This window comes from Parabacteroides bouchesdurhonensis (assembly GCF_900186615.1).
GTDB classification, from domain to species: Bacteria; Bacteroidota; Bacteroidia; order Bacteroidales; family Tannerellaceae; genus Parabacteroides; species Parabacteroides bouchesdurhonensis.
Window position 1 is genome coordinate 3,610,037 of sequence record NZ_LT896588.1, and the last position, 14,810, is coordinate 3,624,846.

A 14,810-nucleotide genomic window follows, 5' to 3' on the forward strand; every position below is an offset into this window, starting at 1 on the left:
ATACTCCTTTCTATTCTATTCTTATTTTTAAATCTCACTAGTATTTCTACAAAACGAATACCACAGGCCATTAACTGACATTTTGTCTTAATATTATAAAACAAAAGGAAAGATAGCTGTCCGGGCATCCTTACATGGTGTCATAAGAATGTCGTTTTGATTTGAAAACAATAGAAAGACAGGAAAGGTTTGCTATTTAGTCTGTAAATGGCGATATGTGCTTATCCTGCGGATAACAATATGAACTATGCTCCTTACAAAAAAATAAAGCGCTTCTCATTGGTTTCTGTTTTACCAGAAACCAGAGAAGCAACTTTATTAAGAATCCACTTTATTTATAATTGTCGTTTTGCAATAAAGCCCCTCCTACTTTATCTATCTCAGACTGTGGAATTGGATAAGGCCATGTCTTATCAGAAATATTCAACCCTTTTTCCGAAGCAATACCCTCCGGCGTTCCTGCAAACTGCCTTATCTTATCAACGAAGATATTCCATCGGATCAAATCATAAAAACGTTGACCTTCGGCAGCTAACTCTATTCTACGTTCATGCCGAACGGCTTTTCGCAAATCATCGCTCAGTTTCACTTTATAATTTGCCTCAAACTCCTCCTTTGTAACAGGATCTTCAATATTAAACTCGCGATAAACAGCATAATTATCCACTGGAGATGTGGTTAAAAATGCCCTTTCCCGTATTTTATTCAAAACATTGACAGCTTCTTGCAAATTCTCACCAGATTCAATCAATGCTTCCGCATACATTAATAAAACATCTGCGTATCTTATGTGAAAGAATGACCAGTCTGTTTTTTGTAAACCGGCATCCGGCCTTCTGAAATGATCCACATAATGCTTACGGCTCTGTAGTTTTGTAAAGTTATCATAACCGGTATAATCATGAACCTCCTGATTTCCGTCTTTCTTCATAAAAATATCGCCATGAGATAAAATTGTATGAACCTTTCGAGGATCTTTCGCTTCATATTCATTCACCAAATCATAAGTAGGAACTTCTCCACCCCATCCTCCGGTAGGACCTCTTCCCACAAAAAAGATCAGAGACGGGCTTCCGTTTGAATAAGGAGGATTATAACTATTATAAGTCATAAAGATACATTCTTTAGACTTATATCCTTTTTCCACACTATTAAACAGATCTTCATAATTCGGAACCAATTCGTAAGCTCCCGAATCTATCACTTTCTTACAATCCGATTTTGTTAATTGATAATCTTTATTAAACAATGCCACTCTGGCTCTGAACGCATATATAGCTTCATGAGTTACTCGTCCTAATTCAGAGGTAGGCAGTTTTTTTGCTGAGGGAATATTCGGTTCAGCCAATGCGGTTTCCAAGTCTTTCATTATAAAATCATAAACCTCAGACATCGGAGCACGCGTAATTGTCGTTTTATCTATCGCATTTAAAGGTTTATCAATAATAGGCACATTAGCAAAAATCATCATCAAATCAAAATAATAGTACGCTCTCAAGAAATGAGCTTCCGCTATCCAACGAGCTTTTTCTTCTTTAGAAACATAGGCTCCACCACTTTGAATAAGCGGCGTTTCCAACTTTATATTTTCCAACAGCACATTACAACGGGAAATTGCTACCTGAAAACGATGATTCCAGACTCTTTCCAACAATAATGCTGATGTCAAAGGATTTCCTCTGGCTATATCCGTAATTCTTATCTTATCGGCAGCATCAGATCCTCCTTTATGCATATCGTCTGTTATACAATCAAAAAACTCATATTTAAAACCTTGATATTCGTTCCCTGCCAACATAGGAGTATAACACATAGACAACATTTTCTGGCCGGCATCTTCCGTATTCAGCCATGTATTATCATCTAAAGAACCCAACGGAGGTCTTTCCAAAAACGCATCCGAACAACTAACTGCAAGTAACAGGCTACACACTACCAAGCAGTAACTACTAATATATTTTAATGTTTTCATATCGTCTTTATTAACTTAAGGTTATAATTTCATACTTATGCCGAACATAAACGAACGTGCCTGAGGATACCATCCCATATCAATTCCCATAAATTGTGGATTTGTATTACCTAGTTCAGGATCCAACCCTGAGTATCCTGTAATTGTAAACAAATTTTGTGCAGCAACAAACAATCTCAGATTCTGAACCGTAATCTTCTTTGTCCAACTATCAGGAAGTGTATATCCAATTGTCAGATTTTTCAAACGCACATAAGAACCATCCTCTATATACCATTCCGACATAGTCAGGTTATCACGGCTATTTGCACTAATTGCAAAATTTTCATTTGTACTTCCTGGACCAGTCCAAAACTTATCAAAAATATCCTTCGGAGCATTATACCATCCTGTTCCGGAATAAATATCATACTTTAGAATATTCAAAATATCATTACCAACTGATCCCTGAAAAAATGCAGAAAAATCAAAGCCCTTATATTCAGCCCCCAAAGTCAAACCAAAAGTGAAATCAGGATGAGGATTACCTATCATTGTACGATCTTCTTCTCCCAATTTTCCGTCATTATTCAAGTCTATAAACTTTAAATCGCCCGGTTCGGCCTTTGGCATAATAACCGTATTATCCGGTCCTCCCTTATAATTATCTATTTCCTGTTGAGTCTGAAATACACCATCCATTTTATATCCATAAAAATAACCAATAGGCTTACCCGGTTCAATCATTGTATTCACCTGATTTCCCAAATGTGTCTTACCTGGTATATTAGTACCGCCTCCCAGACTAAGCACCTCATTTCTGTAAGTAGATAAGTTTCCACTTATATTATAACGAAATTCTTGCCCGATCTGTCCTTGGTAATCAACTACAAATTCGAACCCTCTATTTCTCACACTACCAGCATTACTCCAAGGTGTATTCGGTAAACCAACTGATGCCGGAATCGGTACTTGTACCAACATGTCAGAGGTTTTTCTATCAAAATAGTCAATATTAAACTTCAATGCATTATTGAAAAAAGCCAAATCAAGTCCGAAATCCAATTGACGGGTAGTCTCCCATTTCAAATCAGGATTACCAACATTTGAGCGTCCACCGCTTAACCATGGATTTAGCGGTTCTCCTATCATATAATAACGATCATTTGCATACGTAGTCAAATAAGCGCCGGAAGTCGTTATATTCTGATTTCCTATTTCCCCCCACGCAATTCTAAACTTTCCTTGAGAAAGCCAGCTATCCACAGCTTCTTTGACGAAAGATTCTTCACTAAAGTACCATCCACCGGATACGGAAGGAAACACGCCCCATTTATTTCCTGCTGCAAAATTAGAAGAACCGTCCCAGCGTATATTAGCCGTAACCATATATTTGTCTGCATAAGAATAGAAAAGACGGCCAAAATATGAATTTAGTGTCTTAATGGTTATTGCTCCGGATGAAGCAGGATTCTTTGTCGCTGCATTCAGAATCTGCTGGCTTTTATCGTTATTAACCAAACCCTGTTTAGATGTTGTGGTCGTTTCATAACGATTTTTCTCAGCTGACATACCAGCCATTGCAGAAATCGTATGTTTACCAAATTTATCACTATAAGAAAAATAGTTGTCAAAAACCCAATAGTCAGTTTGGGCAATGCTGCGCCCGACTGTTGCATCTGAAATCTGATCTGTTGCATTCAAATAATATTTAGGAGAAAAACTATCACTTGCAGCACGAATAAAGTCTAATCCTATACTGGACTTAAAAGTCAAGAACGGAAGTAATTTCACTTCTCCTGAAACATTAGCTTTCAATTGTAATCCCTTCCATCTATTCTGTCCCAACCGGTCTGTTTGGGCTAATGGATTCGGTTTATTTGAATACAACACACCCGTATATTGAGAAAACGGGTTAGTAGGTTCATAACCATCCATAATCCTGCTCTCTAAAAAATCAGGAATATCCATCAGATTATTACGATATGCAGGAGTAATAGGATCCGCCGTTAATGCAGAAAACACCGTACTTGTATACGCATCATTTTCTTTTGTATTGCGACGGCTTTCATATATCACGTTAGTATTAGAAGAAACCTTCAGCCAACTAAACACATCCGAGTCCAAATTTACACGCCCGGATATACGTTCATAATCGGTTGCTTTAACAATACCATCTTGTTTCATATATCCAAAGCTGGAACGATAACGCAATTTATCAATACCTCCTGACAAAGAAATATTATATGTCTGTGATATTGCATTTGGATTCTTAATCTCATCCCACCAATTTGTACCGGCACGACTACCGTTTCTTTCTAAAAATGTAAGAATTGCTTCCCGTTTTTCAGGTGTAGAGAAGTCATCCAACAAGGGTTTATTAGATGCTTCATAAGCCATATTCTTATACTTCATAAATCCTTCAGCATCCAACATATCATACGTCTTTTCCGCATTCTGAAATCCAACCATCATATCAAATTCCAGAGATGACTTGTAAACGGATTCGGCAGACCCCCTTTTTGTCGTAATCAAAATAACACCATTCGCAGCACGTGCTCCGTATATTGCCTGGGCGGAAGCATCCTTTAAGACTTCCATACTTTCAATATCCCTGGGATTCAACCATCCGATTTCAGTTTGAGGTAATCCGTCCACCACATAAAGTGGGTCATTATTATTGATAGTGCCCACTCCACGTATACGAACCGTCCCCATTGAACCGGGGCTTCCCGAAGTAGAAGTAATAGTAACACCGGCTGCTTTTCCCTGTAAAGCATCTGATGCACTCCTGAGAGGCAGATTAGCTATGTCATCACCTTTTAATTGTGAAACAGCCCCTGTTAAATCTCTCTTTTTCATCGAACCATATCCAACTACCACCACCTCATCCAATGCCTGAGTATCTTCCTTCAGACGAACATCAATAGTATTATCCGGCCCAACCTTTACATCTTGCGTATTATAACCTATATAAGAAACCTGTATTATTCCGCTCCCTTCCATATTAAGAGCAAATTCACCATTGATATCCGTAATAGTTCCATTTGTGGTTCCCTTCTCAATAACGTTGGCACCAATAACAGGAATACCTTGTTCATCACGAATAATCCCAGTGAGTTTCTTAGGCGCACTAGCTGATTTCTTCTTTAGTACGATTTGTTTATTCGCAATTTCATAAGATATTCCCAAAGGAGTAAATAGCTTTGCCAAAGCAGTTTCCAATAATTCATTTTTCACTTGAATAGACACAGGCTGTTCCTGATCTATATCATTATGGTACATGAATGTATAATCTGTTTGTTTCTCTATTTCCGACAATAGTGTTTTCAATGTGGTATTCCGAAAGGATAAATCCACAGTAGCGGTCTGTGCAAAGCTCACCGCCGATATCAATGTCAATATACAGACAATGAATAGCATTCTTCTTAATTTAAACATTGTGAATAGATTTAAGTTAACCGAAAAAATTGTATCTTTGCACAAATAACACTCCTTCTTTACTGTAATACAATACAGTAAACCTTGCTAAACGGAGTATATGTTATGCATTCAGGGTATGAGAAATGGGCGTTTCTCATACCTTTTTTCATCCATAAAATAACTATTTATATTTTAATGTCACCTCCTCTCCTTTTACCTCATACTCTATCGGAGTAATTTTATTTATTAATTGAAGCAATTCCGTCAACGATTCCGTTTTCAAGGTAAACCAATAACGATATTCTTTATTTTCATTCTCTATATGGAATTTAACACCATACCAACGTTCCGCTTTCTTAAATACATCATAGGCATAAGCACCTTCAAAATGTAATTTATTTAACCTCCACGAACTTTCCGTATCTACATCACATGAAGAAACAGTACAACGTAACCCCGATTTTAATATTTCCGCTTTTTCTCCAGGCTTAAGCATCGTCAGGAAAGAGGCATTATTTGCAGATTCCAACCGCACACTTCCCCGGGTCAAAAAAACTTGCACCATACTATTTTCAGGGTAAGCTGAAACATTAAATTCCGTACCTAACACGTTTACATCTACAACATCCGTTTTCACAATAAAACGATGCAATTCACTTTTCACTACATCAAAATAAGCTTCTCCTTCCAGATAAACTTCTCTATCTTCCATATTATATGAAGTTGAATAAGTCAATCTGGAATCGGAGTTCAACCACACTTTTGTTCCATCGGGCAATATTATGTGTGATTTTTGGCCGGAAGGAGCTATAAAAACAGTCTGGGATAAAGGATTAACAATATCATTATTGAAAGATTTCGTAAAATAAGGAATATACAGGCCTATCAGAAAAGCGGCTACTGCTGCAGCAATTGTCCACCGAATATAATATATCTTCTTATCCGGCTTAATATCATTTAAAATTCTTTCCCACGTACCCGATTTACCTTCTTGAAAAACAGATTCCGGCAACGGAGGCAATCCATCCCATTGAAGGTAGAGACTATTCAGTGTATCCTCATTTTCAGGAGAAGCATTCTTCCACTTCTCCAACAAAACACCTTCTTCTTCATTTATTTCTCCGGCAAAGTATTTTGCAATTATCGCATATGGAATTTCGTTATGGTCCATCTTTTTTTCTTCGTTTATTATTAGGACACATAACTATAAGCAAAACCCTTAAGAGGTGTTGTATTTTTTCAAAAGATTATTTTATGACATAATAAGCAGCTACAAATTCTTTAATCCGGCGTATAGCTATTCCCATTTGAGCCTCCACTGTTTTGACAGAGATATGTAAAAATTCAGCTATTTGTTTATATGGCATTTGTTCTTCCTTACTTAATAAGTAGATGTCATGACACCTCGGAGGAAGGGATTCAATAGCTTGAAGCAGCACCCATGCTAATTCTTTCTTATCTATGCAATCATTAGCTTTCAACGTTTCATTTGCATCCTTAGCCCAAACATTCAATATATTTTTCCGGTTTTGTTCATCACGCAGGTGATTCAGCATTTTATTCTTTGCACAAACAGACAGGTATACCTTTAAATTATCTATCGGCTGATGCCGTTCATTCCATAATTTCACAAAAACTTCTTGAACAACATCTTCTATAGTTCCCACATCATGCGTATAGAAACTAAGGTTATGACATAAATAATTGTAGTACTCGTCATAAATTTCACGAAATTTTTTTTCATCAATAACCATTTTAATTTGTATAGTCTTCTATTTCGCAGCCAGGCAAAACATAACCTTTTTTACAAAGGTATCCGATTAAAAAGGCCTAAGGTTATAAAAAGACGTATTTCTCCCTTCAAAAAACGTCAAATATATTCATCCTTAAGGCTTTAGTATCTGTAACTATGCTTCCAGCAACCGGTAATATCGTTGCCTTCCTCTTCCCACCTGACCGATCAAGCCTTGTTCAAAAAGATATTTCAAGTCCCTCAACGCCTGATAACGAGTACACATATTGAAAATCATACAGTCCGTACTGGAAATAAAATTCTTTTCTTTCAGTTTGGTAAGAATATTGTTGCGGCGAACTTCATCGGATAAATACTCACGTTTAGGTAAATTATCGGCCCGCTCCAAAGGCATAACTTTCAATTGTTCTTTCAATTCTTTCGAACAACGGAACGTAACATTATTAAAAGAGATGGATTCCGCGCGTATCTGCTTTGGAGATGTTACCCCTTTCGGGCTCTTTAATGTTACGCCAAAATACCCGATTCCTTCCAATTCCACATTTTCTCCATATTTAAGATGGAATGCCAGGCGTTCGGAAAGAGCAGACAAGACTCCTTTTATATCTGCAGGAGAGAAAGAACTGATGTCACTTATTTCACGGACAAGACGGTCTGCTTTAACAGTTTTAAAACTAACAACTTTAGCATACAACTCCCTGTCCTCGGAAGCTCCTTTGAGAGGTGGTTTCTTATAGAAAGCATATTTTGCGCACATAAACGGAACTATTTAAAAGTTTATACTTGATATATTATCATCAAAGATACAAATTATTATTCTTTTGAGCAAGCCCAAAATCAATTTTGACCTGGCTCAAAATCAATTTCGTCCTGGCTCAAAATTAATTTCGACCTAGGTCAAAAGAATAAATATCCGGATATTTTTTGCTAAATTATGCAATGGATTAAATTAAAAAGAAGGGAACTAAATAAAGCAAGTAGCAATATAAGCTAAATCATCTGAATACAAAGATTGTTATTATGATGTAAAAGATTAGTAGATATAATTCTTTTTGGCTAATTTTGCAACCAATATAGCAAACAATTGTAAATAAATTATGATAATGAAAGGGTACAGCATATCTATTTTATTGGGATCATTATTTGTTGCTCATTTCACTGTAAATGCACAGGAATCTAATATCCTTACAAATGAAGTTATACAACCAACATCAACGCAGGTAACAACAGATACAATCCCTCCTGTAGAAATAGATGATGCAGACCTTGACAAAGTAATAGATTTGCGTTCTCAATTCGAGAAGCAAAATAAAACCTATACAGCACCAACCGCCCCAAGCGCAAGTCTTCTCCGCTTTTTGAAGAAGGATGAATTAAATGTATCGGATGAAGCGATGTATTGGGCCCGTTTGGTTCGGGATGCCTCCACTACTTTTAACGAAAACATGACTTTCAAAGATACAATTATCGTAAACCCATTATTTCTCCCTGTTATTTACAGGGGAGAATACTTGCCAAAAGATTTGAACTTCATAGATAAAGACATTTTTAAAACGAAAAAGCTAATTAAACCTTTAATACAAACCGACACTATCTTTAAAGAAGAGTTGGCCGAACGAAAGTTTGAAGAGCAGGCACATCAATATGTAGAAAATAATTATCCTACCTATTTCCGTTACTCATTGAGAGACCTTCCAAAGGATGTTGTCAAAACAAAAGAAATAGTAAAAAAGACCTATGAAAAGGATCTTGCTTTAAAAATTGAAACCGAGGCTGACCTCAATGACGTTTCCGGACCTAACAAATTCATTCCTTCCAGACGTTACTGGACTTCCGGTTTCGAAAGCACCATACAGTTCGCACAAAACTATATTTCCAAAAACTGGAGCAATGGTGGTAACAGCAACCTGAATATGACAACCCGCCAATACTTCAAATATGATTACAACAAAGATAAAATCCGCCTCACCAATGAGATGGAGATAAAATTAAACATGAACACTCTGCCTAGTTCTATAGATACAGTACATGCTTATAAGGTAAATGATGATGTATTGCGCCTGCATAGCAACTTTGGTTACAAAGCATTCAATAAATGGTACTATACATTAGACTTTACTTTCAAAACCCAGATGATAAAGAACTTCGCTCAGAACAGTGAAAAGATATTGGCCGCATTCCTTTCTCCAATGTCTATCAATATCGGTCTCGGTATGAAATACGACTTGGAAAAGTCATTTAAGGAAAGACATAAAAAATTGAAATTATCAGTAAACATCGCTCCTGTTTCATATGACTTTATGTACAGTACAAATAAAAGCAATAATATGGATCTGGCCCGTCACGGTTTTAAACAGAAAGAGGGAGAAGTTCCTGAAGGAGAAAATCTATATAATAATGTATTGAACCAGATAGGTTCCAAAGTAGAGGCAAATATGGTATTCAGTTTCAACCGCAATGTAAGTTGGACATCCCGGTTTGTGTACTTTACCAGTTATCATCGCATAAACAGCGAATTTGAAAACACATTGAATTTACAGATCAGTCGCTTCTTCTCTACTCGTATAAATCTACAAGTTCGATATGATGACGGCGTAGCTCGTACAGATGACTTCAAAAGTTATTTCCAGGTTAATGAGCTACTTAGTTTCGGATTTAATTACAAATGGTAAGCTTCGATATAAGTATTCTCATAATAAACTTTGTTAATAGTGACATAATATCTAAATAATAACTATTTTTGCCTCGGTTTTGCAATGTCGAGATTACAAATATGAGCAATAACATAAATCATACCGGGGTAATTGAAAAGATAGAAGGAAACCTCGTCTTTGTTAGAATAACACAGCAGTCGGCTTGTTCCGGATGCCATGCCAAATCGATGTGCACAGCATCTGAAAGCAAAGATAAAATTATTGAAGTTCCCGACTATTCCGGTAAATTTTCGGTAAACGAAAACGTTATTATTTGTGGGCAAAGTTCATTAGGGCTTCAAGCCGTATTGCTGGCATTTATCTTTCCGCTGATTTTAATAGTTGCAATCATTGCAACAGGTAACATTTTATTATGGAAAGAAGCCACCAGTGGAATATGTAGTCTTACATTATTAGCAGTATATTATTGTATATTATACTTTTTACGCGATAAACTAAAAAAACGATTCATATTTACTTTGAAAAAACTTAATCAATAACATATCATGATTTTAATTGCCGTTATTTCATTAGGAGTTATTGGAGCAGTCGGTGCTTTGTTTCTTTACGCCGCCTCCAAGAAGTTTGAAGTGTACGAAGACCCCCGTATAGCACAGGTTCAGGAGGTTTTGCCGGGTGCAAATTGCGGAGGTTGCGGATTTCCGGGATGTGCCGGATTTGCCGGAGCTTGCGTAAAAGCCGATACTTTAGACGGACTCCTTTGTCCGGTTGGCGGTGCATCGGTAATGGATAAAGTTGCGACTATCTTAGGTAAAGAAGCAGGAAACGCAGAACCTATGATAGCCGTTGTTCGTTGTAACGGAACATGTTCAGCCCGTCCTCGCACCAACCAATATGACGGGGCACAAAGTTGTGCCATAGCCTCTACACTATACGGAGGAGAAACAGGTTGTTCTTTTGGCTGTCTAGGCTATGGAGACTGTGTAAAGGTTTGTAATTTCGATGCTATTCATGTCAATCCTGAAACCGGATTAGCAGAAGTGGATGAAGATAAATGCACATCTTGTGGTGCTTGTGTAAAAGCCTGCCCGAAGAGTATTATCGAGTTACGGAAAAAGGGGCCGAAATCCCGTCGTATCTATGTAAGTTGCGTAAACAAAGACAAAGGGGCTATTGCCCGGAAAGCATGTTCCAACGCATGTATCGGTTGCGGAAAATGTGAAAAGGAATGTCCGTTCGAAGCAATTACCGTAACAAACAATTTAGCTTATATCGACTACACAAAATGCCGTTTATGTCGTAAATGTGTAGCGGTTTGTCCTACAGGGGCAATCCATGAGTTAAATTTTCCACCTAAAAAAGAAGCAACAACAGAGGCAAAAGCTTCCGCAGCAAAACCTGCTCCGGTAGAAAAAGCACAGGAAGCAAAAGAAACTGTAGCTCCGCAGCAAGAAATGATAAAAGAAAAAATAAACTAAAATAAAATCTAATAGTATGCTCAGGACATTTCGAATCGGAGGTATACATCCACCCGAGAATAAACTGTCTGCCGGTAAAAAGATCACAGCATTGGCTATACCTAAGCAGGTTATTATACCATTAGGGCAGCACATCGGAGCACCGGCAGTAGCTATCGTCAAAAAGGGTGACCAGGTAAAGGTCGGTACGCTGCTAGCTAAAGCCGGAGGTTTTGTATCGGCAAATATCCATTCCTCGGTTTCCGGCAAAGTAAATAAAATAGATAACGCACTTGACGCAAGCGGTTATAGACGTCCCGCTATATATATAGACGTAGAAGGAGATGAGTGGGAAGATTCCATAGACCGTAGCGAAACACTAGTGAAAGATTGCTCCCTTTCGGCAAAAGAAATAGTAGATAAAATCGCCACAGCCGGAATCGTAGGCTTGGGGGGCGCAACCTTCCCTACTCAGGTAAAGCTTACTCCTCCACCGGGAAACAAAGCAGAAATAGTTATTATCAATGCTGTAGAATGTGAGCCATACCTGACGTCCGACCATTCCCTGATGATGGAAAAAGGAGAACAAATATTGGTAGGTGTAAGTCTGCTGATGAAAGCGGTAAATGTGAATAAAGCCATTATCGGTATTGAGAATAACAAACCGGACGCCATTGCACATTTACAAAAGCTGGCAGTTAATTTCAACGGAATAGAAATCATGCCTTTGAAAGTACAATATCCGCAAGGAGGCGAAAAACAATTAATAGATGCAGTTATTCGCCGTCAGGTAAAAAGCGGAGCGTTGCCCATTTCTGCCGGAGCAGTTGTTCAAAATGTAGGTACTGCATACGCAGTATATGAAGCTGTACAAAAAAACAAACCTCTCTTTGAACGTGTCGTTACGGTAACAGGTAAAGCCGTTACTAGTCCATCCAACTTATTAGTACGTATAGGAACACCCATTCAAGCGTTAATAGATGCTGCGGGCGGGCTTCCCGAAAACACAGGTAAGATTATAGGAGGTGGCCCTATGATGGGAAAAGCATTGGTAAGCGCAGATGTTCCGGTTACTAAAGGCAGTTCCGGTGTACTTATTCTAAATAAAGAAGAATCCATCCGCAAACCTATGCACGATTGTATTCGCTGCGCCAAATGTGTAGATGTATGCCCTATGGGACTCAATCCGGCTTTCTTAATGCGCTCCACTGTATTTGAAAACTGGGAAACAGCAGAAAAGGATTATATAACAGACTGTATAGAATGTGGCTCATGTAGTTATACCTGTCCGGCTAACCGCCCGTTGCTGGATTATATCCGTATGGGTAAAGGTAAAGTGATGGGTATTATCAGAGCAAGAAAGTCATAAAAAAGAGCAATATGGAAAACAAATTATACGTATCGCCTTCTCCGCATATACACGGAGGAGACAGCATAAGCAAAAACATGTACGGTGTACTGATTGCCCTTGTTCCGGCTTTCCTAGTATCGCTTTATTTCTTTGGGCTCGGGGCACTGATTGTTACAATTATATCTATAGTATCCTGCCTTGCATTTGAATATCTGATCCAGAAGTTCCTGATGAAAAAGGAACCGACATTATGCGACGGTTCAGCCTTGTTAACAGGTGTGCTACTCGCTTTTAACTTACCATCAAATCTCCCGGCATGGATCATCATAATCGGGGCATTGGCAGCTATCGGTATTGGTAAAATGTCTTTTGGAGGACTTGGTAACAATATCTTTAACCCGGCATTGGTAGGACGTGTATTTCTGTTGATCTCATTTCCGGCACAGATGACTACATGGCCGGTAGTTGACGCATTAAACGTTTTTCCAATGACATATACAGATGCCACTACGGGAGCAACAGTATTGTCATTAATGAATGAAGGCGTTTTAGATAAATTGCCTAGCATAAGCAACATGCTTGTAGGAAATATGGGAGGAAGTTTAGGTGAAGTAAGTGCCATCGCATTAATATTGGGGCTTCTTTACATGCTATGGAAAAAGATCATTACATGGCATATACCAATATCCATCCTTGTAACTGTTTTTGTATTTACAGGCATCATGCATTTGGTTAACCCGGTACAATATGCAAGCCCGTTCGTCCATCTGCTATCCGGAGGCTTGATGTTGGGAGCTATCTTTATGGCGACTGACTATGTAACATCTCCAATGAGTAAAAATGGCATGCTTGTTTACGGTGTAGGTATAGGCATCCTAACCACAGTAATCCGCCTGTTCGGTTCATATCCGGAAGGCATGTCTTTTGCTATTCTGATTATGAATGCATTTACTCCGTTAATTAACAGTTATATCAAACCTAAACATTTCGGAGGGAAGTAAGCATGGCAAAGTTAAAATCAACATTACTAAATATGCTTCTGTCGCTGACTATTATATGTCTGGCAGCAGGAGCAATACTAGCAGGTGTAAATATGTACACCACAGGCCCGATTGCCGCTTCTAAAGCAGCCGCGTTACAAAATGCTATCCGGCAAGTAGTTCCGGAATTTGACAATAACCCGACGGAAGAAGCCTACAAAGCTCCTACCTCCGAAGGTGATTCCCTTACAATCTATCCGGCAATGAAAGACGGCAAATTTGTCGGCGCCGCCGTAGAAAGCAACACGAAGAAAGGATTTGGAGGAGAGATAAAAGTTATAGCCGGTTTCGATCCCCAAGGCAAATTAATAAACTATTCCGTGTTGCAACATTCCGAAACACCCGGTTTAGGTTCGAAGATGCAAGAATGGTTCCGTACGGATAAGAACAAGCAAAGCATAATAGGCCGTTCATTGTCTAACGGCGGTTTGTCTGTGACAAAAGACGGTGGAGACGTAGACGCCATTACTGCCGCTACAATTTCCAGCCGTGCATTTCTGGATGCTGTTAACCGTGCATACAGTGCCTATAAAGGAGGAGCAGACAGTACAAGCGGTGCCACTACTAAAATTAAAGAAGAAGAAGGAGGTGACAAATGAGCAATATGAAAATATTGATGAATGGTATCATCAAAGAAAACCCCACATTCGTTTTATTGCTGGGTATGTGTCCTACATTAGGTACAACCTCTTCCGCGCTAAACGGTATGAGTATGGGATTGGCTACGATGTTTGTACTAATCTGTTCAAACTTTGTAATTTCAGCCCTGAAAAACCTGATACCTGATATGGTTCGTATTCCGGCTTACATTGTAGTTATCGCTACGTTTGTAACCGTTGTACAGATGTGTATGGAAGCATTCGTTCCGGCACTGTATGCCAGCTTGGGATTATTCATTCCTCTGATTGTAGTAAACTGTATTGTGTTAGGACGTGCCGAAGCATTTGCGGCTAAGAACCGTATTGTTCCTTCCATTTTCGACGGTATCGGCATGGGACTAGGATTTACATTGGCACTCACATTACTGGGAGCCATCCGTGAGATGTTGGGAACAGGCAAATTCTTTGGATTCGCTTTCATGCCCGAAGAATATGGCTCACTGATCTTTGTATTGGCCCCGGGTGCATTTATCGCTTTGGGATATTTAATTGCTATTGTAGATAAACTCCGCAAGGCTTGAT

At 38.5% G+C, this 14,810-nt stretch carries 12 protein-coding genes; 7 read left to right on the forward strand and 5 right to left on the reverse strand.

The genetic code is table 11. From position 1 onward, the window contains the following. Positions 1-331: 331 nt before the first annotated feature. The 5 genes from C1721_RS15565 to C1721_RS15585 form a co-directional block, all read right to left on the reverse strand. Positions 332-1,972: a RagB/SusD family nutrient uptake outer membrane protein gene (locus tag C1721_RS15565; protein ID WP_102409090.1), complete on the reverse strand. Its 1,641-nt coding sequence runs from the start codon at positions 1,970-1,972 to the stop codon at positions 332-334. Positions 1,973-1,993: 21 nt separating this feature from the next. After that, positions 1,994-5,392, reverse strand: coding sequence for a TonB-dependent receptor (locus C1721_RS15570; protein WP_234347534.1), 3,399 nt, complete (start codon positions 5,390-5,392; stop codon positions 1,994-1,996). A gap of 163 nt (positions 5,393-5,555) precedes the next feature. Then, a complete protein-coding gene (locus tag C1721_RS15575; RefSeq protein ID WP_102409091.1) occupies positions 5,556-6,545 on the reverse strand; it encodes a FecR family protein in 990 nt (329 codons plus the stop codon). Positions 6,546-6,621: 76 nt separating this feature from the next. Beyond that, complete coding sequence (locus C1721_RS15580) at positions 6,622-7,128, reverse strand: RNA polymerase sigma-70 factor (RefSeq protein WP_234347542.1); 507 nt, start codon at positions 7,126-7,128, stop codon at positions 6,622-6,624. A 153-nt stretch (positions 7,129-7,281) separates the two neighbouring features. After that, positions 7,282-7,884 (reverse strand): HU family DNA-binding protein, encoded by a 603-nt coding sequence (locus tag C1721_RS15585; protein WP_102409092.1) that lies wholly within the window; start codon positions 7,882-7,884, stop codon positions 7,282-7,284. A gap of 340 nt (positions 7,885-8,224) precedes the next feature. On the opposite strand from C1721_RS15585, the gene C1721_RS15590 reads away from it, so the two are divergent. The 7 genes from C1721_RS15590 to C1721_RS15620 all read left to right on the forward strand — a co-directional run bounded on the left by C1721_RS15590 (position 8,225) and on the right by C1721_RS15620 (position 14,809). Beyond that, a complete protein-coding gene (locus tag C1721_RS15590; protein ID WP_102409093.1) occupies positions 8,225-9,799 on the forward strand; it encodes a DUF3078 domain-containing protein in 1,575 nt (524 codons plus the stop codon). Between the two features lie 101 nt (positions 9,800-9,900). Then, positions 9,901-10,320 carry a SoxR reducing system RseC family protein gene (locus C1721_RS15595; RefSeq protein ID WP_102409094.1) on the forward strand — a complete coding sequence of 140 codons (420 nt, stop codon included), beginning with the start codon at positions 9,901-9,903 and terminating at the stop codon, positions 10,318-10,320. Between the two features lie 6 nt (positions 10,321-10,326). Continuing rightward, positions 10,327-11,259: a Fe-S cluster domain-containing protein gene (locus C1721_RS15600; RefSeq protein ID WP_102409095.1), complete on the forward strand. Its 933-nt coding sequence runs from the start codon at positions 10,327-10,329 to the stop codon at positions 11,257-11,259. Between the two features lie 16 nt (positions 11,260-11,275). Next, the gene (gene rsxC / locus C1721_RS15605) at positions 11,276-12,607 is read left to right on the forward strand and encodes an electron transport complex subunit RsxC (RefSeq protein WP_102409096.1); all 1,332 of its coding nucleotides are present in this window, start codon (positions 11,276-11,278) and stop codon (positions 12,605-12,607) included. Between the two features lie 11 nt (positions 12,608-12,618). Continuing rightward, positions 12,619-13,590: an RnfABCDGE type electron transport complex subunit D gene (locus C1721_RS15610; RefSeq protein WP_102409097.1), complete on the forward strand. Its 972-nt coding sequence runs from the start codon at positions 12,619-12,621 to the stop codon at positions 13,588-13,590. Between the two features lie 2 nt (positions 13,591-13,592). Next, positions 13,593-14,228: an RnfABCDGE type electron transport complex subunit G gene (locus C1721_RS15615; RefSeq protein WP_102409098.1), complete on the forward strand. Its 636-nt coding sequence runs from the start codon at positions 13,593-13,595 to the stop codon at positions 14,226-14,228. Beyond that, positions 14,225-14,809, forward strand: a complete 585-nt coding sequence (locus tag C1721_RS15620) for an RnfABCDGE type electron transport complex subunit E (protein ID WP_102409099.1) — start codon at positions 14,225-14,227, stop codon at positions 14,807-14,809. Before C1721_RS15615 ends, C1721_RS15620 begins: the two co-directional genes overlap by 4 nt. Position 14,810 lies beyond the last annotated feature (1 nt).

Coding starts and splice junctions, on each gene's coding strand:
- C1721_RS15565 (WP_102409090.1), bottom strand. CDS start 1,972: ATGAAAACATTAAAATATATTAGTAGTTACTGCTTGGTAGTGTGTAGC.
- C1721_RS15570 (WP_234347534.1), bottom strand. CDS start 5,392: ATGTTTAAATTAAGAAGAATGCTATTCATTGTCTGTATATTGACATTG.
- C1721_RS15575 (WP_102409091.1), bottom strand. CDS start 6,545: ATGGACCATAACGAAATTCCATATGCGATAATTGCAAAATACTTTGCC.
- C1721_RS15580 (WP_234347542.1), bottom strand. CDS start 7,128: ATGGTTATTGATGAAAAAAAATTTCGTGAAATTTATGACGAGTACTAC.
- C1721_RS15585 (WP_102409092.1), bottom strand. CDS start 7,884: ATGTGCGCAAAATATGCTTTCTATAAGAAACCACCTCTCAAAGGAGCT.
- C1721_RS15590 (WP_102409093.1), top strand. CDS start 8,225: ATGATAATGAAAGGGTACAGCATATCTATTTTATTGGGATCATTATTT.
- C1721_RS15595 (WP_102409094.1), top strand. CDS start 9,901: ATGAGCAATAACATAAATCATACCGGGGTAATTGAAAAGATAGAAGGA.
- C1721_RS15600 (WP_102409095.1), top strand. CDS start 10,327: ATGATTTTAATTGCCGTTATTTCATTAGGAGTTATTGGAGCAGTCGGT.
- rsxC (WP_102409096.1), top strand. CDS start 11,276: ATGCTCAGGACATTTCGAATCGGAGGTATACATCCACCCGAGAATAAA.
- C1721_RS15610 (WP_102409097.1), top strand. CDS start 12,619: ATGGAAAACAAATTATACGTATCGCCTTCTCCGCATATACACGGAGGA.
- C1721_RS15615 (WP_102409098.1), top strand. CDS start 13,593: ATGGCAAAGTTAAAATCAACATTACTAAATATGCTTCTGTCGCTGACT.
- C1721_RS15620 (WP_102409099.1), top strand. CDS start 14,225: ATGAGCAATATGAAAATATTGATGAATGGTATCATCAAAGAAAACCCC.